Here is a 21,426-nt window from a genome sequence, read left to right on the forward strand (position 1 = left end):
GAGACGCGCCTGACGCCCTGAGGAGGACGGCGGGCGATCCGCCGTCTTCTCTCAAGCGTTGGAGCGCACCATGACTACGGCCAACCAGGCCGCAATAGGCGTCGATTTTGGCACCACCAACAGCGTCGTCGCCCTGGGTGACGGCGCGGGCGGCGCGCATCTGGCGTCCTTCGCCGCGCCGCAGGGAGAGGCGGTCGCTTTCCGCTCGGCGCTCAGCTTCCACGCCTCGCCCCAGGACCCCTCAGAGCGGATCGTCGAGGCCGGACCGTGGGCCATCGAGACCTATGTGGAGGACCCGCTGGAGACGCGGTTCATCCAGTCGTTCAAGAGCTATTCGGCCAGCGCCCTGTTCACCGAGACCCAAATCCTGCGCAAGCGGTACGGGTTCGAGGACCTGCTGTCGGCCTTCCTGCTGCGGCTGCGGGAACATGGGCCGGGCGCCTTGGAGGCGGGCAGGCGCCTGATCGTCGGGCGGCCAGTGAACTTCGTCGGATCCAATCCCGACCCGGATTTGGCCCTTCGCCGCTATGAGGCGGCGTTCCAGCGGCTGGGCTTCGAGGACATCTGGTACGCCTTCGAGCCGGTGGCGGCGGCCTTCTTCTTCGCCCGGCGGCTGGAGCAGGACGCCACGGTCCTGGTAGCCGACTTCGGCGGCGGCACCTCGGACTTTTCCCTGGTGCGGTTCGAGCGTCACGCCGGGCGGATCAGATCGCAGGGCCTGGCCAACAGCGGCGTGGGCGTGGCGGGCGACGCCTTTGACTACCGGATCATCGACAATCTGGTCTCGCCCGCCTTGGGCAAGGGCTCGTCCTATAGGGCCTTCGACAACGTCCTGCCGATCCCCAACCGCTATTTCACCGCTTTCGCGCGGTGGGAGCAGTTGGCCCTGCTGCGCTCGTCGCGGGACATGAAGGACATCCGCGCCCTGGTCCGCACGGCGCTCGAGCCGGAGAAGATCGAGCGGCTGGTGGAGCTGCTGGACGACAACCACGGCTACAGCCTCTACCGCTCGGTGTCGGGCCTGAAGGAGGCGCTGTCGCGCGCACAGTCCGCGCCCTTCGTGTTCGAGGGCGGCGATGTGCGGATCGAGGCGCATGTGGAGCGCGCCGATTTCGAATCCTGGATCGCGCCGGAGCTGGCGGCCATGGAGCGGGCGGTGGACGAGGCCCTGCGCAAGGCCAATCTGACCGAGGCGGGGGTCGATCGCGTGTTCATGACCGGCGGCTCGTCGTTCGTGCCGGCGGTGCGGGCGATTTTCGAGCGTCGGTTCGGCGCCGCCAAGCTGGAGAGCGGGGCCGAGCTGGTGTCCATCGCCTCTGGCCTGGCCCTGATCGGGGCGGAGGACGACCTGTCGGCCTGGTGCGGCCGGGCGCCCTCCGCGTGACCCGCGCCTAGTTCTTTTTCAGCGTGGCGCTGTCGAGGTTCAGCTGATCGACGGGGATGACCTCCGCGGCAGGAAGGGCCTGGACGATGCCGTCGCCCATCTGGCTGCGATCCCCGACCACGACGACGCTGGCCTTGGCCGGGTCGAGCGAGGTGCGGGCGAAGGCCTGGACGTCGGCGGGGCTCACCGCCTCGACCTTGGCCGTGTAGCGCTGGATCTCGGTCAGATCGATGCCGTTGAACGACAGGTCGCCCAGGATGCCGGCCAGACCGCCGGCGGTGCCCAGCGAGCGGCCGTAGCTGCCGATCAGCACCGACTTGCGGGCGGTCAGCTCCTCCGGCGTGGCGGGTTGGGCGGCCAGACGGGCCAGCTCGGCCTTGATCAGGCCGACCACCTCGGCGGCGGACTCGTTCTTGGTCTGGGCCGAGGCCGAGAATCCGCCGGTGGTCAGGCGTGGCGACAGGCCTGAATTGGCGCCATAGGACAGGCCGCGCTTGATGCGGATTTCCTGGTTCAGGCGGGCCGAATAGCCGCCCCCCAGGACGCTGTTGGTGACGATGCCCGCGTAGTAGCTCGGGTCCTTGCGCGCTATGGCGGTCTTGGCGAGGGTCACCGAGGCCTGGCCGGTTCCAGGCAGATCGACGATCACCTGACGCGGGGCGGCGGTCGGGTTGACCAGTGGGGCGGTCAGGGCCTTGCCGCCAGCCGCTTTCCAGTCGCCGAACGCCGAGCGAGCCAGGGCGAAGCCCTCGTCAGGCGTAACGTCGCCGGTCAGCACCAGGACGGCGTTGTCGGGACGCCAGGCGCCCTGGTGCAGGGCGGCCAGATCGGCGCGGCCGATCTTGGGCAGCGAAGTCGGGGTGCCGCCCGCCACATGGCCCATGGGCGTGCCGGCGTAGAGCACCGGCGCGGTGACGAAGCCGGCCAGCGAGCCCGGCTGCTGATAGGCGACTTTCAGTCCGTCCAGGGACTGGCTGCGGACCCGCTCGATCTCCTCATCCTTGAATGCCGGATTGCGGGCGAGGTCGGAGAAAATCGCCATGGCCGGGGCCAGGTTTCCCTTCACCACATTGAGGCTGAGGGAGGACGACTCCCAGCCCGAGCCGGCCGACAGGTTGGCGCCAAGCGCCTCGCTCTGGGCGGCGATATCCTGAGCGCTGCGGGTGGCGGTGCCTTCGGTCAGCAGGTCGGCCATCAGGCTGGCGGTCCCGGCCTTGCCTGTCGGGTCGGAGGAGGCGCCGGCCTTCACGGTCAGCTGGGCGGCGACCAGAGGCAGGGCCGAGCTCTTGGCCACCACAACTTTCAGACCGTTAGGCAGCACCGTCTCAGCCGGCGACGGCAGGACTGGATTGACCGCCTGGCCGACGGGCGGCGGGGCCTGGCGCTGGTCCGCGGGGCGCAGGGTCACGATATCGCCGGTGAACTTCACGCTGGGGACGGCGGGCGGCGGCGTGGTCAGGGCGGCCTCGCCCTTCGGCCGCTCGGATTCAGCCAGGTATCGGATGGTCACGGCGCGGTCGTCGGCCATGTACTTGCGGGCCGCGGCCTGGACGTCGGCGGCGGTGACGGCCGACAGCTCGGCCACGGCGCTGTTGGCGTTGGCGGCGTCCCCTTCGGTCATAAGGGCGTAGCCCAGGGCGAAGGCGCGATCATCGATGGTCTCGCGGTCGCGGACGGCGGCGGCGATCAGCTCGGTCTTGGCCTCATCCAGCTCGGCGGCGGTGACCGGTGCGTCGCGCATGCGGGCGACCTCCGCCTTCAGCAGGGCTTCGTTCTCGGCGATGGTCTTGTCGCCGGCGACGATGGCCCCGGCATAGATCAGGCCCGGCTGCGCGGGCAGGTCGGCGCCGGAGAAGGCCTCTACCGCCACCTGCTTGTCATAGACCATGGTGTTGTAGAGCCGGGACGACTTGCCGCCTGACAGAATGGCGTTGAGCACGGCGGTCGCCGCGGCGTCCTTGTCCGACGCCTTGGGGCCGAGCCAGGTCATGACCACGGCCGGCAGCGGCACGTTGGGGCCATAGGTGGTGATGGTCTTGGGCCCGGTGCGCGCGGGCTCCACCGCCGTGACGCGCGGCAAGGCGGCGGGGGGTGTCTTGATGGGCGCCAGGTACTTGTCGACCCAGGCGTTGAACTGCGTCTCGTCGAAGTTGCCGACCACGATCAGGGCGGCGTTGTCGGGCCGGTAGTAGGTGGCGTGGAAGGCGCGCACGTCGTCGATGGTGGCGGCGTCCAGCTCCTCGATCGAGCCGATGCCCGGGCGCTTGTACGGGTGGGTCGTATAGGAGTTTTGCGGGATATAGAGGCCGAACAGGCGGCCGTAGGGTTGGGCCAGGATGCGCTGGCGAAGCTCTTCCTTCACCACGTCGCGCTCGGACTTGAAGATCGCCTCGTCCACCACGAGAGCGCCCAGGCGCTGGGATTCGGCCCACAGCAGGCGTTCCAAATGGGCGGCGGGCACCACCTCGTAGTAGTTGGTGAAATCGTCATAGGTGGAGGCGTTGTTGAAGCCGCCCACGTCCTCGGTCAGGCGGTCTAGAGTCTCTGACGGCATGTCCCGCGTGGCCTTGAACATCATGTGTTCGAACAGGTGCGCGAAGCCCGAGCGGCCGTTGGGGTCGTCCTTGGAGCCGACGCCATACCAGACCTGCACCGTCACATTGGGCGTGGCCGTGTCGCGCGACCAGTAGACCTTCATCCCGTTGGCCAGGGTCCGCTCCATGTAGACGATGGGCGGAACGGCGATGTCGGCGGCCACGGCCGGCGCGGCGGCCAAGCCGGTCAGGGCGGTGGTCGACAGGGCGAGTGCGAGGACGGCGGCTTTGGCGATGCGCATGTGGGTCTCCGAGCAGGACGGGACCCTAGCACCGGGGTGGGAGAGGGAAAGATTACGGCTGTGTCATCTTGCCTTGAGGGCGGCCAGCTCCTTGCTGTCGATGCGGCCGTCGCGATTGGCGTCGGCGCGGTCAAAAGCCGGCATGGGCGCGGACTGGAACTCCTGACGGGTCACCTTGCCGTTCCGGTCGGCGTCCGCCGCCACGAGCAGGGCGCGCATCTGTTCGCCCCGAGCCTTCATCTTACGCGGCGCGGCGGAGATGACGAGATAGCCGCGGTCCCGGCGGTCGAGCCGGTCGAACATCTCGCCCCGCATAGACGCGGCCTCCGCGCGCTCGACCACGCCGTCATCGTTCCGGTCCGCCTTTGCGAGCATCTCTCGGGGATCGGGCTGGGCGGACGCGATGGTTGGAGCGGCGGCGAGAAGGACAGCGAGGAGGGGAAGGGCGCGCATGGGGGACTCCTTAGATCAGCGGCGAAGACGTTGACGCAGCGGGCGTTCAGGTCTTGGCGTCGGGGGTTTGCGAAGTTCGCGAGGGCGCTCCGTGCGGGGAGCGGGGCGCGCCTCGGTGCGATAGACGGTGGTCCAGCGTTCGCTCGCGCCATCGACCGGCGGCCGGGCCGAACGCCGCAGAGGGCCTGCCTCCGCGGGGGCCGCGACGCAGAGCGCAAGAACGATGGGGAGCACGAGCCTTAACATCGCTCAGACAATGCCCCTTCTTCGTCATGACCATGTGAGCGGCGTCCGACGGACTGTAACGAAAGGTAACGGGCGCTCGCCGTGGCTTTCGCCGGACGCGCCTTTGGGCCAGCTTGCGGCCATGTCGCAGACCACACTCATCGCCGTCGTCGAGGACGATCCAGAGATCCGCAGCCTCGTGGCCGGCCTTCTGACCCGGGAGGGGTTTGAGGTCGCCCCCTGCTCCGGCGGCGTGGAGTTGGATCGCCTGCTGGAACGCCGGCGCGTGGACCTGGTGGTGCTCGACCTGATGATGCCGGGCGAGGATGGGTTGTCGATCTGCCGTCGTCTGCGCGCCGGTCCGTCCGAGACGCCCGTGCTGATGGTGACCGCCAAGGGCGACGATATCGACCGGGTGGTGGGGCTGGAGATCGGGGCCGATGATTATCTGCCCAAGCCGTTCAATCCCCGCGAGCTGGTCGCCCGTGTGCGCGCCATACTCAGGCGGACGCGGCAGGCCAATCGACCGCCGCCCGCGCCCAGCGAGGTTTATGGATTTTCGGGCTGGCGCCTGGACTCCGGTTCGCGCGAACTCACCGATCCAGGCGGCCAGCGGGTCGAGCTGACCGCGGGTGAATTCGATCTGCTCATGGTGCTGTTGGCGCATCCGCGCCGGGTCCTGAACCGCGACCAATTGCTGGACTGGACGCGGGGTCGCAGCGCGGTTCCGTTCGATCGGGCGGTGGATGTGCAGCTCAGCCGCCTGCGCCGAAAGCTGGGCGACGATCCGAAGGCTCCGGACATGATCCGCACTGTGCGCGGCGGCGGCTATCTGTTTTCGCCGCAGGTGGTGCGGATTTGAGGCTGGCCGCCGACAATCTGGCGGTGCGGCTGGGCTTGATCCTGCTGGCGGGCCTGCTCGCCCTGCAGGTGGCGATCCTGCTGATCGTCGCCTGGCCGACCGATACCGGGGCGCGGCTCTTTCGTCTTCCGCCCCCGGTCAAGGTGGCGGCCATGGCTGACGCCCTGGAGCAGGCGGGGCCAAGTTTGCAGCCGCAGGTCCTGCGCGCCCTCGATATGGACCCGCTCTCCGTCCAGCTCCTGGACGACTATCCGGGGCAGGGCGAGGAGGATGGCGGCGGCGACCATCGCGACGCGCCACGCCTCAATCGCCTGTTCGCTCGGTACGCGGAGGGTCTGGGCGGTCGCCCGTTCCGCGTTCAGGCGCGACAGGGCGCGCTGGTTCGCGCCTTTTCCGGCGACCAAGTTGGGGCCGAGGCGCCGGTGCGGGTGCTGGTGGAGTTGCGCACGGGGCAGGTGCTGGTGGTGGAGCGCCGCGCGCCGCCCGTATTCGAGCGTGTGAAGGCCCGCGCCCTGACTCTGGCCCTTGTGGCCGCTGCGATCTTCGCCGTCGTGCTGATCGCCAGCGTCGCCCAGACGGCGCGGCCGGTAAATCGACTGGCTCGGGCCTCGCGCGGATTCTCCCGTAGCCTGGAGACGGACGATCTGCCGCTGGACGGCGCGCGGGAGCTGCGCGAGCTGTCGGCGGCGTTCAACGAGATGAAGCGGACGATCCGCGGCCTGGTCGATGAGCGCACCCGGATCCTGGCCGCCGTCGCCCACGACTTTCGGACCTATCTGACCCGGCTGCGCTTGCGGACCGACTTCATCGACGATGACGAGCAGCGAACCAAGGCGGCGGCCGATCTGGACGAGATGGCCCAGCTCATTGACGACACCCTCATGTTCGCCCGCGACGCCACGACCGTCCCGTCCGATGGGGCGGGGGTCTCCGACGCGATCGCGGAAGCCCGGGCGCTGGCGGCGGTGCGGCGAGACATGGGCGAGCGGGTGGACCTTCGGCTGGAGGTGGAGGCGGCTAGCGCAGCCTGCCCGCCCCTGCCGTTGCGCCGCATGCTGGGCAACCTGCTCGACAACGCCGCGCGTTATGCGGGGGACGCGCGCCTGATCGTGCGAGCGGAGGGAGGGCAGGTCGTCTTCCTGGTTGAGGACGATGGTCCTGGCGCCCCGAACGAGAGCCTGAGCCGCCTGACCGAGCCGTTCGAGCGGCTGGAGCCTTCGCGTGGGCGCGATACGGGAGGGGCCGGCCTGGGGCTGTCCATCGTGCGCGGTCTGGCGGAAAGCTGGGGCGGTGGGCTGCGGCTTGAGAACCGAGCCGAGGGCGGGCTTCGGGCGGTATTGAGCCTGCCGGCGGCCTAGCCGCGCACGCGCACCCAGACGCCGGGCTCCCAGACATAGACCCGCCCCGTCCACCGCCAGTGGGGCGGAGACCACATCCAGTCTGGCCGTGGGTGTGCGGCGACATAGACGACAGGGGGCGGAGGCGGCGGCGTTACGATGATGGTGCGCACAGGCCCCCGTCGCACCAAGACGTCGGCCTGGCTTGCGGATGGGGTGGCGACGGCGGCGGCGAAGACGCCGGCATAGAGGGCCGCGGCAAGCAGGACATGGCTCGCGCTCGCCGGACGGCGCAGGGGATAGGGCTTCATCGTGTTCTCGTCCTGGAATGGGGCGCCCGGCCTCCGGGAGGAGGAGACCGGGCGGGCCGACCCGCCGAATGTGGGGCAGGCGGGTCGGCGACCCTGTCGCTACTGAGGCGGCGTGTAGGGGACCGAGCCCGACACCGAGCGCGAACGCCCTTCCGAGCCGGTGACCGTGCGCTGGTAGCTGGCCGTGCCGTCGCCATTGTCGTGAACAGAGGCGCTTCGGTTGATGCTGCGGCCGCTGTTGAAGACGGTCTGGCTGGAGCCGCTGTAGGACCCCTCGCCATAGGCGGCGCTACGGTTGCGGTTCAGGCCGTAGCCGCCGTTGGTCTGGATCGAACGGTTGGCGGTGAAGCTGCTCGACGTGCGGTGGGCGTTGCGGGACGCCACATAGCCGCGACCGTCGGCCCCCTGAACCTGGACGTAACGGTTGCGGGGGGCGGCTTCGGCGGCGCTGACCAGCAGGGTCGCGGTCATGGCCGCGAGGCCGAGGGCGGCGGTGAAGGTGCGGATCGGGGGCATGGTGTTCTCCTCAAGGGCGGGGGGCGCCGATGAGGAGACCATGACGGGGCGGCGTAAGACCGTGGTCTCCGTCGCGCGACAAAGGGTGACGAACTGTAACGCCGGCCGTCAGACGTCGGCGCGGTTCCTGACCAGGTCGTCCACCACCGACGGATCGGCCAGGGTGGAGGTGTCCCCGAGCGCTCCGGTCTCGTTCTCGGCGATCTTGCGCAGGATGCGGCGCATGATCTTGCCCGAGCGGGTCTTGGGCAGGCCTGGGGCCCACTGAATGGCGTCCGGGCCGGCGAAGGGGCCGATCTCTTCGCGCACCCAGCTGTAGAGCGCCTTGCGCAGGGCGTCGGTCGGCTCCACACCGGCCTTCAGGGTGACATAGGCGTAGATGCCCTGACCCTTGATGTCGTGCGGATAGCCGACCACGGCGGCCTCGGCGACCGTCTCATGCGCGACGAGGGCTGACTCGATCTCGGCCGTGCCCAGGCGATGGCCGGACACATTGATGACGTCGTCCACCCGGCCGGTGATCCAGTAGTAGCCGTCCTCGTCGCGGCGGCAGCCGTCGCCGGTGAAGTACTTGCCGGGGTAGGTGCTGAAATAAGTGTCGATGAAGCGCTGGTGGTCGCCGAAGACCGTGCGCATCTGGCCGGGCCAGCTGTCGGTCAGGACCAGGTTGCCGCTGACCGCGCCCTCCAGCACGGCGCCCTCGGCGTCGACCAGCTGCGGCTTGACCCCCGGCATGGGCTTGGTGGCGGAGCCGGGCTTGAGGTCGGTGGCGCCGGGCAGGGGCGAGATCAGAACCCCGCCGGTCTCGGTCTGCCACCAGGTGTCGACGATGGGCAGGCGGCTCTCGCCCACCACACGGTGGTACCAGAGCCAGGCCTCGGGATTGATCGGCTCGCCGACGCTGCCCAGCAGGCGCAGGCTCTTGCGCGAGCTGGCGGTGACGTACTGGTCACCCTCGCGCATCAGGGCCCGCAGGGCGGTGGGGGCGGTGTAGAAGATCTCCACCTTGTGGCGATCGACCACCTCCCAGAAGCGGGCTGGGGTCGGATAGTTGGGCACGCCCTCGAAGATCAGGGTCGTTCCGCCATTGGCCAGCGGGCCGTAGACCACATAGCTGTGGCCGGTGACCCAGCCCACGTCGGCGGTACACCAAAAGATCTCGCCCTTCTTTCCTGGAGAGGAGGGCCGGTAGTCGAAGACCAGCTCGTGGGTCCAGGCGGCCCAGGTCAGGTAGCCGCCGGTGGTGTGCAGCACCCCTTTGGGCTTTCCGGTGGAGCCGGAGGTGTAGAGGATGAACAGCGGATCCTCGGCGTTCATCGGCTCGGGCGGGCAGTCGGCGGGGGCGGCGCCCTTCACATCGTCATAGACGACGTCGCGGCCGGCGATGAGCGGCACATCCTTGCCGGTCAGGCGGACCATCAGGACCTTGTCGACGGCCACATGCTCCAGCGCCTTGTCGACATTGGCCTTCAGCGGAATCCGTTTGCCGCCCCGACAGCCTTCGTCAGCGGTTATGACCACGCGCGAGCCGCAGTCCTCGATCCGGCCGGCGATGCTGTCGGGAGAAAAGCCCCCGAAAACGACGGAATGCACCGCCCCGATGCGGGCGCAGGCCAGCATGGCCACGGCGGCGACGGGGACCATCGGCAGATAGATGGTGACCCGGTCGCCCTTCTTCACATCCAGAGACTTGAGCACATTGGCCATGCAGCAGACCTCGGCGTGCAGTTCGCCATAGGTCATGGTCCCGCCGGTCCCCGGCTCATCACCTTCGAAGATGATCGCGGTCTCGTCCGCACGCGTCGCCAGGTGGCGGTCGATGCAGTTGGCGCTGACGTTCAGCACCCCGTCCTCGAACCAGCGGATGCGGAAGTCGGCCTTGTCGAAAGAGACGTCCTTGATCTTCGTCGGCGTCTTGATCCAGTCCAGCCGGCCGGCGACCTCGCGCCAGAAGCCTTCCGGATCAGCCTCGACGCGGGCCACGGCGGCCTCGTAGGCGGCCTTATCCATGTGCGCCTTGGCGGCCCACTCGGCCGGGACCGGAAACAACTCGTCGCTCAAGGGTCTACTCCCGTCTTTTCGTTGCGGGGAACTATGCGGACCGCGAAGGCGCGCGCAAGCAGACCAATCGACTATCTGTCGCGGAAGTCTTATACGCCGCGCCTATGTACAAAGGTCTCTCCCACACCGCCCAGGCCGCCAAGGCGTGGCCGTTCGAACAGGCCCGCGCCCTGCTGGCCCGTGTCCTGCGCATCCGTCTTTCCGACGCCGAGCGCGATCTCGCCGCGACCCTGATCAACGCGGGGAAAACGGACGAGGCGGTGAAGACCCTGCCGGCGCTGATGCGTTCGGTGATCTTCGAAACTGGCTATGGCCCCTCGGGCCTGCCGCACCTGGGCACTTTTGGCGAGGTGGCGCGCACAACCATGGTGCGGGCCGCCTTCCGCGCTCTGACCGACGACGCCATCCCCACGCGCCTGATCTCGTTCAGCGACGACATGGATGGTCTGCGCAAGGTTCCCGAGAACATCGAGAACAAGGCGGTGCTGGAGGAAGACCTCGGCAAGCCGCTGACCGTGGTGCGCGATCCGTTCGGCACGCATGACAGTTTTGGCGCGCACAACAACGCCCGCCTGCAGGCCTTCCTCGACGGTTTCGGGTTCGAGTACGAATTCGTCTCGGCCACCGACTGCTACAAGGGTGGCCGGTTTGACGAGACCCTGCTGGTGGCCCTGGAGCGTTTCGACGCCATCCAGAAGGTGATGCTGCCGACCCTGGGCGAAGAGCGCCGCGCCACCTATTCGCCCTTCCTGCCGGTCAGCCCGACCACGGGCCGGGTGCTGCAGGTCCCGACCCTGGAGCGAAACGTGTCCAAGGGGACGATCGTCTTCCAGGACGAGAACGGCGAAAAGACCGAGGTCCCGGTCACCGGCGGTCACGTGAAGATGCAGTGGAAGCCCGACTGGGCCATGCGCTGGACGGCCCTGGGTGTCGACTACGAGATGGCGGGCAAGGACCTGATCGACAGCGTCAAGGTCAGCTCCCAGATCTGCCGCATCCTGGGCGGCACGCCGCCGGAAGGGTTCAACTACGAGCTCTTCCTGGACGAGAACAACCAGAAGATCTCCAAGTCCAAGGGCAACGGCCTGTCGATGGAGGACTGGCTGCGCTACGGCGCGCCCGAGAGCCTGTCCTACTACATGTTCCAGTCGCCGAAGTCGGCCAAGAAGCTGTATTTCGACGTCATTCCCAAGGCTACCGACGAGTACCTACAGCAGCTGGACGCCTATCCGCGCCAGGACGAGAACCAGAAGCTGGGCAATCCGGTATGGCACGTCCACTCGGGCCGCCCGCCGCAATACGGCTCGCCGGTCAGCTTCTCATTGCTGCTGAACCTGGTGTCGGCGGCTGACGCCTCGACCAAGGATATCCTGTGGGGCTTCCTGAGCCGCTACATCCCGGGGGCGGACGCTCAGAACCAGCCGCTGCTGGATCGCCTGGCCGAGTATGCGATCAACTACTACGAGGACTTCGTGAAGCCGAACAAGGCGTTCCGGGCTCCGACCGAGCAGGAGCGCACGGCCATGCTGGACCTGCTGGCGCGCTTCAAGGCCCTGCCGGAAGGCTGCCAGGACGCCGAGGTCATCCAGAATGAAGTCTATGCCGCGGGCAAGGATGGCGGGTTCGAACCGCTACGCGCCTGGTTCCAAGGTCTTTATGAAGTTCTGCTCGGCCAGAGCCAGGGGCCGCGTTTCGGCTCGTTCGCCGCGATCTTTGGTCTGGATCGCACCATTAAGCTGTTGGAAAGCAAAATTCTTGCCAGCTAATGCGTAGTTAATGTGAATTAATGCCGACACTTTTGTGATTACGGGCATGTAATTCTATTAAATGGGCGTAATGACGGCAAATTAACATGACCTTTCCCCGGGGTGCGAGGTATCTCTTCCTCACGTTCAACGGCGGCCGCGAATGGTCGCCCTCAAGGGGAATAGATCATGTTCAAGACCGTTTTCGCCGCCGCCGCCCTCACCGTCGCCCTGGCCGGCGCCGCCCAAGCCCAAGTGTCCGTGAAGGTCTCTGACCTGGACCTGTCCAAGGCCGCTGGCGCCGCCCAGCTGGAACAGCGCATCGCCCGCGCCGGCCGCGCCGTCTGCAACACCGAAAAGGCCGCCTGGTCGCGCGCTCCGGAATGCCGCGCCGCCGTCCGCGCCGAAGTCCAGGCTCAACTGGCTTCGAACGGTTCGGTCCAGCTGGCCTCGCGCTAAGCACAGAACCACCCTCCCGAAATCCCCCCAACCTCCTTTCGGGAGGATCAGGAGCGGGCCGCCTTCCTCCCAGGCGGCCCGCTTTTTCTTTTTCGGAGCACGCCGACCCGACACTTTTCGGTCACGATCAGCAACTTTTGCTATCCATAGCAATGTTTGAGTGAATATTGCGACCAATTACACAATTATTGCTTTGAATTGTCTTGATTAAATCAGTGTAATGACGCCGAGTTAAGATGAAGTCTGCATAGCTCGACAGTATTCATATCCCCGGTTCAACGACGGCCCAGCCCCCGCTTCCCGCCGTCCCAAACACCGGAGAGTTGGAAATGCTCAAGACCGTTTTCGCCGCCGCCGCGTTCAGCACCTTCATCGTCGCCGCCGGCGTCAGCCAAGCCGAAGTCGCCGTCAAGTTCAGCGACCTGGACCTTTCCAAGGCCTCGGGCGCGGCCAAGCTGGAGCAGCGCATCTCCCGCGCCAGCCGCGCCATGTGCGCCGTCGATCGCGGCGCCTGGGCTCAACAGGCCGAATGCCGCGCCGCCGTGCGTGAAGAATTCCAGACCAAGCTGGCGGCCATCAAGCCCGCTTCACAGCTGGCCTCGCGCTGATCCACATCGACAAGTCGATCTGATGGGCCGCTCCTCACGGGGCGGCCTTTTCGTTTGTGCTTACTGGCTGGCCCAGAGGATGCGGGCGATCCAGGCGATGTCGCGCCGGTCGAGGGTGCGCCCCTCATATTCCGGATTGAGCGAAGCCAGTTCGACCCGACTGGCGGTGATGCGCACCAGTTCCTTGGCCATCACCTCGCCCTCGGTGGTCTTGACCACCACGCGATCGCCACGCCGCGCTTCCGTCGCGGGAGAGACGACGATGCGGTCGCCGTCGCGATAGACCGGAGACATGGAGTCGCCGGAAATCTCCAGGGCGTAGACGCCATCCTCGGCCACGCCCGGGAAATGCACCTCGTCCCAACCCTGGCCGACGGGAAAGCCGGCGTCGTCGAAAAAACCCTTCGAGCCGGCCTGGGCGAAGCCGATCAGCGGCACGCCCCGATGGGCGACGGGCCGGCCGCCTTCCGACAGGGCGGCGAACTCGCTGAGGCTGACGCCCGTAGCGTCCAGGACCTTGGACAGGCTTTCGGTGGAGGGCCAGCGCGGGCGGCTGTCGGCCTCGCCGGTAAAGCGCTTGGAGCGATTGAAGCTGGTGGGGTCCAGCCCGGCCACCTTGGCCAGGGCTGAAGGCGTCATGTCGAAGCGCGCCGCCAGGGCGTCTATGGCCGACCAGATCTGCGAGTGGGAGAGGGGCGACATGGCCCGGCGGCCTGAGTCCTTGAAACGCGGTACAAGGAAAATAGGCCGGCCATTTAGGAATGTAAACCTAGAATAGGCTGTCATTCTCTGCGCCGCCAAAGGCTGAACGCCAGGGCGCCCACCGTGCCGAAGCCCGCCAGACCCGTAACTTTCAGGTAGGGCCCCACCGCCTCGATCGCCCCATAGAAGTAAGCCAGGTGCGCCGCGACGCCGATCGCCTGGAACGCCGCCGCGAAGGCCGGCCAGGTTCGTTGAAACTTCCAGGCCAGGGCGATGAGACAGGTGAGCACCGCCAGATCGACCAGCAGGGTGGCGCGCGGCGAGTCCAGCCGATCACCTACGATCTGGATCATCAGGGTCGTCCCCCAGGCTAGGATGAACAGGGCCGCCGCCGCCCGTTCGGACGAGCCGCCCATGCGCGCGGCGCCGACCGTCGCCCCGGTCAGAAGGGCGAGGAAGCAAAGCATCTCGATCATGGGGTCGCGCTTAGACCGTCAGTCGACGGCGGCTTCGCGTGGTTTGATTGGCACGCCGAAGGCGGAGACCGGCAGCGACAGGCGGCGCGCCAGACCGTCCAGGGCCTTATGCGCACCAACGATCTCGCCCCTGGCTCCGGCGAGGTTGGTCAGGGCCTGGCTGACCAGGGTCGGGGCTTGAGGGCCGCTGTCCGGGGGCATGCCGGCTTCGCGGCTGGCCAGAGCCAGAGCCTCCAGCAACCGGGCCGTCTCGCCAATGGCGATGTCCACGGCCATTTCCGCGGCGAGAAGGCGCTTGGCCACCTGTGCGGCCATCTTCGGTCGATCCAAGTTCGCCTCCAGAATCAAAGGTTGCGGTGAAGCTTGGCCGCGCGCGTCGCGGGTTATCAACGGCATGGAGAACACAGTCGCGAGTCTCGTTGACGCTAACGTAAGGGGAATGTAGGCTCCGCCTCCACAACAAGGCCGCAAAGGTCGATATGGGAGCGCCTGATGCCCGCTGAGCTACGCCGCCCGGAGCGGACATTCACCATTCGCCAGCTTTGCCTGGAGTTCAAAGTCACCCCCCGCGCCCTGCGTTTTTACGAGGACAAGGGCCTGCTGGCTCCCGCCCGCGACGGGATGAACCGGGTCTATTCCTACAAGGACCGGGCGCGGCTTCAGCTGATCCTGCGCGGCAAGCGGGTCGGTCTTCCGCTCGCGGAAATTCGCGAAATCCTCGAACTCTACGGCGCCGAGGACGGCCCGGTGATGCAAAGCGCGCATTCCCTCAAGCGGTTTCGCACCCGGATCGTCGAGATGGAGCAACAGCGCGAGGACCTGGATCAGGCCATCATCGAGCTGAAGGGCGCCTGCGAACGTCTTGAAAAGCAGCTGGCCGAGGTTCGCCCCGACCTGCTGCCGCGAGCCGAGGATTACGATCAGATGCTACGCGCCCGGCTCGACGGCCACTCCTATCCCATTTCGGCCAAATAACCCCCTTACCCAGACTTCCTGTTCGGAGCTCCCATGGCTTACCAACCGCCCGTCCGTGACCACGCCTTCCTGCTGCGCGACGTGCTCAAGATCGACCAGTACGCAGAGCTGCCGGCCTTCGCCGACGCCGCGATCGATGTGGTGGATCAAATCATCGAGGAAGCCGGCCGCTTCACCGGCGAAGTGCTGGCGCCGCTGAACAGCGTTGGCGACAAGCAGGGTTGCGTCTGGAATTCCGACTACTCGGTCAAGACGCCGGACGGCTTCAAGGAAGCCTACAAGCAGCTTTGCGAAGGCGGCTGGACGGCCATCGGCTCCGACCCCGCGTATGGCGGCCAGGGCTTGCCGCACGTGGTGAACCTGTCGTTCTCGGAGATGAGCAGTTCGGCCAATATGGCCTTCTCCATGTATCCGGGCCTGGCGCACGGCGCCTATTCGGCCATCCACTACGGCGGTTCGGACGAGCAGAAGGACCTGTACCTGCCCAAGATGGTGTCCGGCGAATGGACCGGCACCATGAACCTGACCGAGCCGCATTGCGGCACGGACCTGGGCCTGCTGCGCACCAAGGCGGTTCCGCAGGCTGACGGCAGCTATCGCATCACCGGCCAGAAGATCTGGATCAGCGCCGGCGAGCACGACATGGCCGACAACATCGTCCACTTGGTCCTGGCCCGCATCGAGGGCGCGCCGGCCGGGGTGAAGGGCATCAGCCTGTTCATCGTGCCGAAGTTCCTGCCCAAGGCGGACGGCTCGGTAGGAGAGCGTAACGAAGGCGCCAAGTGTGTCGGTCTCGAAGAGAAGATGGGCATCCACGGCAACGCCACCTGCGTCATGCAGTACGAGGACGCCCAAGGCTGGCTGATCGGCGAAGAGAACAGCGGCCTGAAGCTGATGTTCGTGATGATGAACGAGGCCCGCCTCGGCGTTGGCCTCCAGGGCGTCGCCCAGGCCGAGGCGGCCTATCAGGCCGCCGTGTCGTTCGCCAAGGATCGCCTGCAAGGCCGTTCGCTGACCGGCCCCAAGAATCCGGACGGCCCGGCCGATCCGATCATTGTCCACCCGGACGTGCGCCGCATGCTGCTGGACTCCAAGGCGGTGATCGAAGGCGGTCGCGCCTTTCTGTTCTGGACCGCCCTGCACGGTGATCTGGCGCATGCTCACCCGGACGAGGCCGTGCGCCAGAAGGCCAACGACTACATGGGCCTGATGACGCCGGTGCTGAAAGGTTACCTGACGGACAAGGGCTTCAAGATCTGCTCGGACGCCATGCAGGTGCATGGCGGCTCGGGCTTCACCGAGCATTTCCCGGCCAGCCAGTACCTGCGCGATTGCCGCATCGCCCTGATCTATGAGGGAACCAACGGCATCCAGGCCCTGGATCTGGTGGGCCGAAAGCTGGCGGCCAATGGCGGTCGCGCGGTGATGAGCTTCTTCGCCGAGGTCGATCAATTCGTGGCCGACAACGGCCAGGATGCGGACCTGAAGCTGTTCATTGACGGGCTGGCGGAGGCCAAGGCCCAACTTCAGGACGCGACCCTGTGGTTGATGCAGAACGGCCTGCAGAACCCCGACAACGCCGGCGCCGCTTCGACCGACTACATGCACCTCTTTGGTCTGGCGGGTCTGGCCTACATGTGGGCGCTGATGGCCAAGGCGGCTAACGCCAAGATCGCCGAGGGCTCCACCGATCCCTTCTATGCGACCAAGCTGACGACGGGCCGATATTTCGTCGAACGCCTCTTGCCTGACGCGGCGTCGCATCTGGCGAAGTTGAAGACGGGCTCGGCGACGCTGATGTCGCTGCCGGCGGAGGCCTTCTGATCATGGGCGTGTTGCAAGTCGAACGGCCGGCCTCTCTGGCCGAGGAAGACATCGTCATCTTCGAGGACGCGGTCGGTCGGTTCTTCGACGAGCACGCGCCCGAAAGCACCGTCGCCCGCTGGCGCGATAACGGCGTGGTGGACCGGCAGATGTGGAACAAGGCGGGGGAGGCGGGCCTGCTCTGCCTTTCCATGCCTGAGGAGTATGGCGGCCCCGGCGGCGACTATCGCCACGAGGCCATCCTTATGGAGCAACTGGGCCTCAAGGGCGTCGACGGCTTCGGCATCAGCCTGCACAACGCCATCGTCGCGCCCTACATCCTCCACTACGGCACCGAGGAGCAGAAGCAGCGCTGGCTGCCACGCATGGCCACCGGCGAACTGGTCGGCGCCATCGCCATGACCGAACCGGGCGCCGGCTCGGATCTGCAGGGCGTCAAGACGACGGCCATAAAGGACGGCAACCAGTACGTCATCAACGGCTCCAAGACTTTCATCACCAACGGCCAGACGGCCAATCTGATCTGCGTGGTGGCCAAGACCGATCCCAGCCAGGGCGCGCGGGGCGTGTCCCTGCTGTTCGTGGAGACCGACGGGGCCGAGGGCTTCGAGCGCGGCCGCAACCTCGACAAGATCGGCCACGAGGCCCAGGACACCTCGGAGCTGTTCTTCAATGACGTGAAGATCCCGACCGAGAACCTGCTGGGCGTCGACGAGGGCCAGGGCTTCTTCCAGCTGATGGGTCAGCTGCCGCAGGAGCGGTTGAACATCGCCGTCCAGGGCATGGCGACCATCGAGCGGGCGCTGACCGTGACTCTGGACTACGTCAAGAACCGCAAGGCGTTCGGCAAGGCGCTGATCGACTTCCAGAACACCCAGTTCAAGCTGGCCGAATGCAAGACCGAGGCGACTGTCGCCCGCGTCTTCGTCAATCACTGCATCGAGCAACACCTGGCCGGAAAGCTGGATGCGGCCACCGCCTCCATGGCCAAGTACTGGATCAGCGATCTGGAGAACAAGATCGTCGACGAGTGCCTGCAACTGTTCGGCGGCTATGGCTACATGAACGAATATCCGATCGCCCGGATGTACCGCGACAGTCGCGTGCAGCGCATCTACGGCGGCACCAATGAGATCATGAAGCTCCTCATCGCGAGGACGCTGTGACCCCCAAACACCAAAACTAGTTACGCAGAAGGAGCCACCCCCATGGCCGACGCTTATATCTTCGACGCCGTGCGCACCCCGCGCGGCAAGGGCAAGAAAGACGGCGCGCTGCACGAGATCACGGCGCTGTCCCTGGCCACCCAGGTTCTGGAGAACCTGCGCGACCGCAACGGCCTGGACACCTCCAAGGTTGACGACGTCGTCCTCGGCTGCGTCGCGCCAGTAGGCGAGCAAGGGTCAGACATCGCCCGCACCGCCGTGCTGACGGCCGACTACGCCGAGACCACGGCCGGCGTGCAGATCAACCGCTTCTGCGCCTCTGGCTTGGAGGCGGTGAACATGGCCGCCGCCAAGGTCATTTCCGGCGAGGCCGACATGGCCATCGGCGGCGGCGTCGAGAGCATGAGCCGCGTGCCCATGGGCAGCGACGGCGGCGCCTGGCCGACCGATCCGTCCAGCGCCTTCAAGACCTATTTCGCGCCGCAGGGCGTCAGCGCCGACCTGATCGCCACCCTCTACGGCTTCAGCCGCGACGACGTGGACGCCTATGCCGTCGAGAGCCAGAAGCGCGCCGCCAAGGCCTGGGCCGAGAAGCGCTTCGACAAGTCCGTCATCAAGGTGAAGGACCAGCTCGGCCTGACCATCCTGGACCATGACGAGCACATGCGTCCGGACGCCAGCATGCAGAGCCTGGCGTCGCTGAACGCCTCGTTCCAGGGCATCGGCGACATGGCCTTCGACGCGGTGGTCACCCAGCGCTATCCGCAGGTGGAGCGCGTGAACCATGTCCACCACGCGGGCAACAGCTCGGGCATCGTGGACGGCGCCGCCGGCGTGCTGATCGGCACCAAGGAGATGGGCGCGGCCCTGGGCCTGAAGCCGCGTGCGCGGATCATGGGCATGGCCTCTATCGGCTCGGAGCCCTCGATCATGCTGACCGGCCCCTCCTTCGTGACCGAGAAGCTGCTCAAGAAGCTGGGCATGAACGTCGGCGACATCGACCTCTATGAGCTGAACGAGGCGTTCGCCGCCGTGGTTCTGCGCATGATGCAGGCGCTGGATATCCCGCACGAGAAGATGAACGTGAACGGCGGCGCCATCGCCATGGGCCATCCGCTGGGCGCCACCGGGGCGATGATCCTGGGCACGGTGCTCGACGAGCTGGAGCGGACCGACAAGGAGACCGGCCTGATCACCCTGTGCGTCGGCGCCGGCATGGGCACCGCCACCGTCATCGAACGCGTCTAAGCAGCGATCTTCAGGGACTTACAGTGATGGAAAACTTCAAGATCGACGTGGACGCCGACGGCGTCGCCCTGGTGACCTTCGACGTCCCGGGCCGCAGCATGAACACCCTGACCGCCTCCGTGATCAAGGAGATCGGCGAGGTGGTCGAGCGCATCAAGACCGACGCGGCCATCAAGGGCGCGGTGATCACCTCGGGCAAGACCAGCGGCTTCTGCGCCGGGGCGGACCTGGGCGAACTGGGCGGCAACGGCGGCCTGGGCGGCGGTGATCTGCAGGCCGCGTTCGATGCGGGCTTTGCGCTCAACAAGGCGTTCCGCGCCTTGGAGACCTGCGGCAAGCCGGTGGCCGCCGCGATCAACGGCCTGGCTCTGGGCGGAGGGCTGGAGATCACGCTGGCCTGCCACTACCGCGTGGTGGGCGACAACCCGAAGACCCAGCTGGGCCTGCCGGAATCCAAGGTCGGCCTGCTGCCCGGCGCTGGCGGCACGCAACGCCTGCCGCGCCTGATGGGCGTGATGCAGGCCGCGCCGTACCTGCTGGAAGGCAAGTCGATGAAGCCGCAGGAGGCCTTGGCCTTCAAGGTGGTCAACGAGGTCGTCGCGCCGGGTTCGGAAGTCGAGGCCGCCAAGACCTGGGTCAAGACCAAGGGCGATCCTGTCGCCCCGTGGGACAAGAAGGACTTTAAGCTGCCCGGCGGCGGTCCCTACACCCCCGGCGGCAGCCAGGTGTTCGTCATGGGCAACGCCATGCTGCGCAAGCAGTCCTATGGCAACTATCCGGCCCAGCTGAACATCATGAAGGCGGTCTATGAGGGCTTGCAGGTGCCCATCGACGCGGCCCTGCGGATCGAGACCCGCTACTTCCTGAAGACGATGATGTCGCCTCAGGCCAAGGGCATGATCCGTACCCTGTTCCTGTCTCTGCAGGAGCTGGGCAAGGGTTCGGGCCGTCCGGCCGGCGTGCCGCAGTACGACGTCAAGAAGGTCGCCGTCCTCGGCGCCGGCATGATGGGTGCGGGCGTGGCCTACGTGCAGGCCATGGCCGGCATCGAGACCGTGCTGATCGACCAGACCCAGGAAGCCGCCGACAAGGGCAAGGGCTATGCCGAGGCGCTGGTGAAGAAGGCCGTGTCGCGCGGAAAGATGACCCAGGAGAAGGGCGACGGCATCCTCGCCCTCATCCATCCCACCGCCGACTATGCTCAGGTCAAGGGCTCGGACCTCGTCATCGAGGCGGTGTTCGAGAACCGTGACGTGAAGGCCGAAGTCACCAAGAAGGCCGAGGCGGAGCTGGCCGATACGGCCGTGTTCGGCTCCAACACCTCGACCCTGCCGATCACCGGCCTGGCCAAGGCTTCCGTGCGCCCGGCCAACTTCATCGGCATCCATTTCTTCTCGCCGGTCGACAAGATGGGCCTGGTCGAGATCATCATGGGCGCCGAGACCAGCCAGGAGACCCTGGCGAAATCGATCGACTACGTCCTGAAGATCCGCAAGACCCCGATCGTCGTGAACGACAGCCGCGGTTTCTATACCTCGCGCTGCTTCGGCACCTTCGTGCAGGAAGGCATGGAGATGCTGGCCGAGGGCATCGCCCCCGCCATCATCGACAATGTCGGCCGCGCCACGGGCATGCCCCGCGGTCCGCTGGAGATGCACGACGATGTCGCCCTGGACCTGTCCTACAAGATCGCCCAGCAGACCAAGAAGGACCTCGGCGACAAGTACGAGGATCGCCCGTTCACCGGCATCATCGAAAAGATGGTCGATGGCCTGGGCCGTTTCGGACGCAAGAACGGCAAGGGCTTCTACGACTATCCCGAAAGCGGGCCCAAGACCCTGTGGAAGGGCCTTTCCGACGTGGCGCCGGTGAAGATCGCCGACGCCGATAAGGCGCTGATCGAGGAGATCCGCACGCGGCTTCTCTATCGTCAGGCGGTCGAGGCGGCCCGTTGCTTCGAGGAAGGCGTTGTCGTCGATCCCCGCGAGGCCGATGTGGGCGCCATCCTAGGATGGGGCTTCGCGCCCTGGACCGGCGGCCCGATCAGCCTGATCGATGGAGTCGGCGCGGCCAAATTCGTGGAGACCTGCGACCAACTGGCGCAGAAGTACGGCTCGCGGTTCACTCCGCCTCAGCTGCTGCGCGACATGGCCGCAAAGGGCGAAAGCTTCTACGGGCGCTTCGCCGCTCAAAAGGCCGCCGCTTAAGGCTTTTGAGGTCAGAATGCAGTGAAGGGGT

At 66.8% G+C, this 21,426-nt stretch carries 19 protein-coding genes; 11 read left to right on the plus strand and 8 right to left on the minus strand.

Annotation, left to right across the window (positions count from 1 at the left end; genetic code table 11):
• Positions 1 to 70: 70 nt before the first annotated feature.
• Positions 71 to 1,384 (plus strand): Hsp70 family protein, encoded by a 1,314-nt coding sequence (locus tag O5K31_RS00795; RefSeq protein ID WP_269715233.1) that lies wholly within the window; start codon positions 71 to 73, stop codon positions 1,382 to 1,384.
• 7 nt (positions 1,385 to 1,391) lie between these two features.
• Here O5K31_RS00795 and O5K31_RS00800 read toward each other — a convergent pair whose 3' ends face one another.
• Both O5K31_RS00800 and O5K31_RS00805 read right to left on the minus strand, forming a co-directional pair.
• The gene (locus tag O5K31_RS00800) at positions 1,392 to 4,220 is read right to left on the minus strand and encodes a M16 family metallopeptidase (protein WP_269715234.1); all 2,829 of its coding nucleotides are present in this window, start codon (positions 4,218 to 4,220) and stop codon (positions 1,392 to 1,394) included.
• A gap of 63 nt (positions 4,221 to 4,283) precedes the next feature.
• Entirely contained in the window at positions 4,284 to 4,673 is a 390-nt protein-coding gene (locus tag O5K31_RS00805) for an EF-hand domain-containing protein (protein ID WP_269715235.1), read from the minus strand.
• Between the two features lie 367 nt (positions 4,674 to 5,040).
• On the opposite strand from O5K31_RS00805, the gene O5K31_RS00810 reads away from it, so the two are divergent.
• Both O5K31_RS00810 and O5K31_RS00815 read left to right on the plus strand, forming a co-directional pair.
• The gene (locus tag O5K31_RS00810; protein WP_269715236.1) at positions 5,041 to 5,760 is read left to right on the plus strand and encodes a response regulator; all 720 of its coding nucleotides are present in this window, start codon (positions 5,041 to 5,043) and stop codon (positions 5,758 to 5,760) included.
• On the plus strand, positions 5,757 to 7,118 hold the full coding sequence (locus O5K31_RS00815; protein ID WP_269715237.1) for an ATP-binding protein: 1,362 nt from the start codon (positions 5,757 to 5,759) through the stop codon (positions 7,116 to 7,118). The genes O5K31_RS00810 and O5K31_RS00815 overlap by 4 nt, the downstream gene beginning before the upstream one ends.
• On the opposite strand, the gene O5K31_RS00820 is transcribed toward O5K31_RS00815, so the two are convergent.
• From O5K31_RS00820 to acs, 3 genes are all read right to left on the minus strand, one after another.
• Positions 7,115 to 7,408: a hypothetical protein gene (locus tag O5K31_RS00820; protein WP_269715238.1), complete on the minus strand. Its 294-nt coding sequence runs from the start codon at positions 7,406 to 7,408 to the stop codon at positions 7,115 to 7,117. The genes O5K31_RS00815 and O5K31_RS00820 overlap by 4 nt on opposite strands.
• A gap of 99 nt (positions 7,409 to 7,507) precedes the next feature.
• The gene (locus O5K31_RS00825; protein ID WP_269715239.1) at positions 7,508 to 7,924 is read right to left on the minus strand and encodes a hypothetical protein; all 417 of its coding nucleotides are present in this window, start codon (positions 7,922 to 7,924) and stop codon (positions 7,508 to 7,510) included.
• A 108-nt stretch (positions 7,925 to 8,032) separates the two neighbouring features.
• Positions 8,033 to 9,985 carry an acetate--CoA ligase gene (gene acs / locus O5K31_RS00830; protein ID WP_269715240.1) on the minus strand — a complete coding sequence of 651 codons (1,953 nt, stop codon included), beginning with the start codon at positions 9,983 to 9,985 and terminating at the stop codon, positions 8,033 to 8,035.
• 104 nt (positions 9,986 to 10,089) lie between these two features.
• On the opposite strand from acs, the gene O5K31_RS00835 reads away from it, so the two are divergent.
• The 3 genes from O5K31_RS00835 to O5K31_RS00845 all read left to right on the plus strand — a co-directional run bounded on the left by O5K31_RS00835 (position 10,090) and on the right by O5K31_RS00845 (position 12,797).
• A complete protein-coding gene (locus tag O5K31_RS00835; RefSeq protein ID WP_269715241.1) occupies positions 10,090 to 11,751 on the plus strand; it encodes a lysine--tRNA ligase in 1,662 nt (553 codons plus the stop codon).
• 168 nt (positions 11,752 to 11,919) lie between these two features.
• Positions 11,920 to 12,189, plus strand: coding sequence for a UrcA family protein (locus tag O5K31_RS00840; protein WP_269715242.1), 270 nt, complete (start codon positions 11,920 to 11,922; stop codon positions 12,187 to 12,189).
• A 329-nt stretch (positions 12,190 to 12,518) separates the two neighbouring features.
• Positions 12,519 to 12,797: a UrcA family protein gene (locus O5K31_RS00845; protein WP_269715243.1), complete on the plus strand. Its 279-nt coding sequence runs from the start codon at positions 12,519 to 12,521 to the stop codon at positions 12,795 to 12,797.
• 60 nt (positions 12,798 to 12,857) lie between these two features.
• On the opposite strand, the gene O5K31_RS00850 is transcribed toward O5K31_RS00845, so the two are convergent.
• From O5K31_RS00850 to O5K31_RS00860, 3 genes are all read right to left on the minus strand, one after another.
• The gene (locus tag O5K31_RS00850) at positions 12,858 to 13,499 is read right to left on the minus strand and encodes a S24 family peptidase (RefSeq protein ID WP_269715244.1); all 642 of its coding nucleotides are present in this window, start codon (positions 13,497 to 13,499) and stop codon (positions 12,858 to 12,860) included.
• An 80-nt stretch (positions 13,500 to 13,579) separates the two neighbouring features.
• Positions 13,580 to 13,975 (minus strand): hypothetical protein, encoded by a 396-nt coding sequence (locus O5K31_RS00855; protein ID WP_269715245.1) that lies wholly within the window; start codon positions 13,973 to 13,975, stop codon positions 13,580 to 13,582.
• Between the two features lie 18 nt (positions 13,976 to 13,993).
• The gene (locus O5K31_RS00860; protein ID WP_269715246.1) at positions 13,994 to 14,305 is read right to left on the minus strand and encodes a hypothetical protein; all 312 of its coding nucleotides are present in this window, start codon (positions 14,303 to 14,305) and stop codon (positions 13,994 to 13,996) included.
• A gap of 162 nt (positions 14,306 to 14,467) precedes the next feature.
• Here O5K31_RS00860 and O5K31_RS00865 point away from each other — a divergent pair, with 162 nt between their 5' ends.
• Genes O5K31_RS00865 through O5K31_RS00885 form a run of 5 tightly spaced genes read left to right on the plus strand, consistent with a single transcriptional unit; the run spans position 14,468 to position 21,395 of the window.
• On the plus strand, positions 14,468 to 14,950 hold the full coding sequence (locus tag O5K31_RS00865; protein WP_269715247.1) for a MerR family transcriptional regulator: 483 nt from the start codon (positions 14,468 to 14,470) through the stop codon (positions 14,948 to 14,950).
• A gap of 33 nt (positions 14,951 to 14,983) precedes the next feature.
• Complete coding sequence (locus tag O5K31_RS00870) at positions 14,984 to 16,774, plus strand: acyl-CoA dehydrogenase C-terminal domain-containing protein (protein WP_269715248.1); 1,791 nt, start codon at positions 14,984 to 14,986, stop codon at positions 16,772 to 16,774.
• A 2-nt stretch (positions 16,775 to 16,776) separates the two neighbouring features.
• A complete protein-coding gene (locus tag O5K31_RS00875) occupies positions 16,777 to 17,940 on the plus strand; it encodes an acyl-CoA dehydrogenase family protein (RefSeq protein ID WP_269715249.1) in 1,164 nt (387 codons plus the stop codon).
• Positions 17,941 to 17,982: 42 nt separating this feature from the next.
• Positions 17,983 to 19,188, plus strand: a complete 1,206-nt coding sequence (locus O5K31_RS00880; protein WP_269715250.1) for an acetyl-CoA C-acetyltransferase — start codon at positions 17,983 to 17,985, stop codon at positions 19,186 to 19,188.
• 26 nt (positions 19,189 to 19,214) lie between these two features.
• Positions 19,215 to 21,395: a 3-hydroxyacyl-CoA dehydrogenase NAD-binding domain-containing protein gene (locus O5K31_RS00885; protein WP_269715251.1), complete on the plus strand. Its 2,181-nt coding sequence runs from the start codon at positions 19,215 to 19,217 to the stop codon at positions 21,393 to 21,395.
• Positions 21,396 to 21,426: the final 31 nt, after the last annotated feature.

It is taken from the genome of Caulobacter sp. NIBR2454 (assembly GCF_027474405.1).
Lineage (GTDB): Bacteria > Pseudomonadota > Alphaproteobacteria > Caulobacterales > Caulobacteraceae > Caulobacter.

Coding starts and splice junctions, on each gene's coding strand:
- O5K31_RS00795 (WP_269715233.1), top strand. CDS start 71: ATGACTACGGCCAACCAGGCCGCAATAGGCGTCGATTTTGGCACCACC.
- O5K31_RS00800 (WP_269715234.1), bottom strand. CDS start 4,220: ATGCGCATCGCCAAAGCCGCCGTCCTCGCACTCGCCCTGTCGACCACC.
- O5K31_RS00805 (WP_269715235.1), bottom strand. CDS start 4,673: ATGCGCGCCCTTCCCCTCCTCGCTGTCCTTCTCGCCGCCGCTCCAACC.
- O5K31_RS00810 (WP_269715236.1), top strand. CDS start 5,041: ATGTCGCAGACCACACTCATCGCCGTCGTCGAGGACGATCCAGAGATC.
- O5K31_RS00820 (WP_269715238.1), bottom strand. CDS start 7,408: ATGAAGCCCTATCCCCTGCGCCGTCCGGCGAGCGCGAGCCATGTCCTG.
- O5K31_RS00825 (WP_269715239.1), bottom strand. CDS start 7,924: ATGCCCCCGATCCGCACCTTCACCGCCGCCCTCGGCCTCGCGGCCATG.
- O5K31_RS00835 (WP_269715241.1), top strand. CDS start 10,090: ATGTACAAAGGTCTCTCCCACACCGCCCAGGCCGCCAAGGCGTGGCCG.
- O5K31_RS00840 (WP_269715242.1), top strand. CDS start 11,920: ATGTTCAAGACCGTTTTCGCCGCCGCCGCCCTCACCGTCGCCCTGGCC.
- O5K31_RS00845 (WP_269715243.1), top strand. CDS start 12,519: ATGCTCAAGACCGTTTTCGCCGCCGCCGCGTTCAGCACCTTCATCGTC.
- O5K31_RS00850 (WP_269715244.1), bottom strand. CDS start 13,499: ATGTCGCCCCTCTCCCACTCGCAGATCTGGTCGGCCATAGACGCCCTG.
- O5K31_RS00855 (WP_269715245.1), bottom strand. CDS start 13,975: ATGATCGAGATGCTTTGCTTCCTCGCCCTTCTGACCGGGGCGACGGTC.
- O5K31_RS00865 (WP_269715247.1), top strand. CDS start 14,468: ATGCCCGCTGAGCTACGCCGCCCGGAGCGGACATTCACCATTCGCCAG.
- O5K31_RS00870 (WP_269715248.1), top strand. CDS start 14,984: ATGGCTTACCAACCGCCCGTCCGTGACCACGCCTTCCTGCTGCGCGAC.
- O5K31_RS00875 (WP_269715249.1), top strand. CDS start 16,777: ATGGGCGTGTTGCAAGTCGAACGGCCGGCCTCTCTGGCCGAGGAAGAC.
- O5K31_RS00880 (WP_269715250.1), top strand. CDS start 17,983: ATGGCCGACGCTTATATCTTCGACGCCGTGCGCACCCCGCGCGGCAAG.
- O5K31_RS00885 (WP_269715251.1), top strand. CDS start 19,215: ATGGAAAACTTCAAGATCGACGTGGACGCCGACGGCGTCGCCCTGGTG.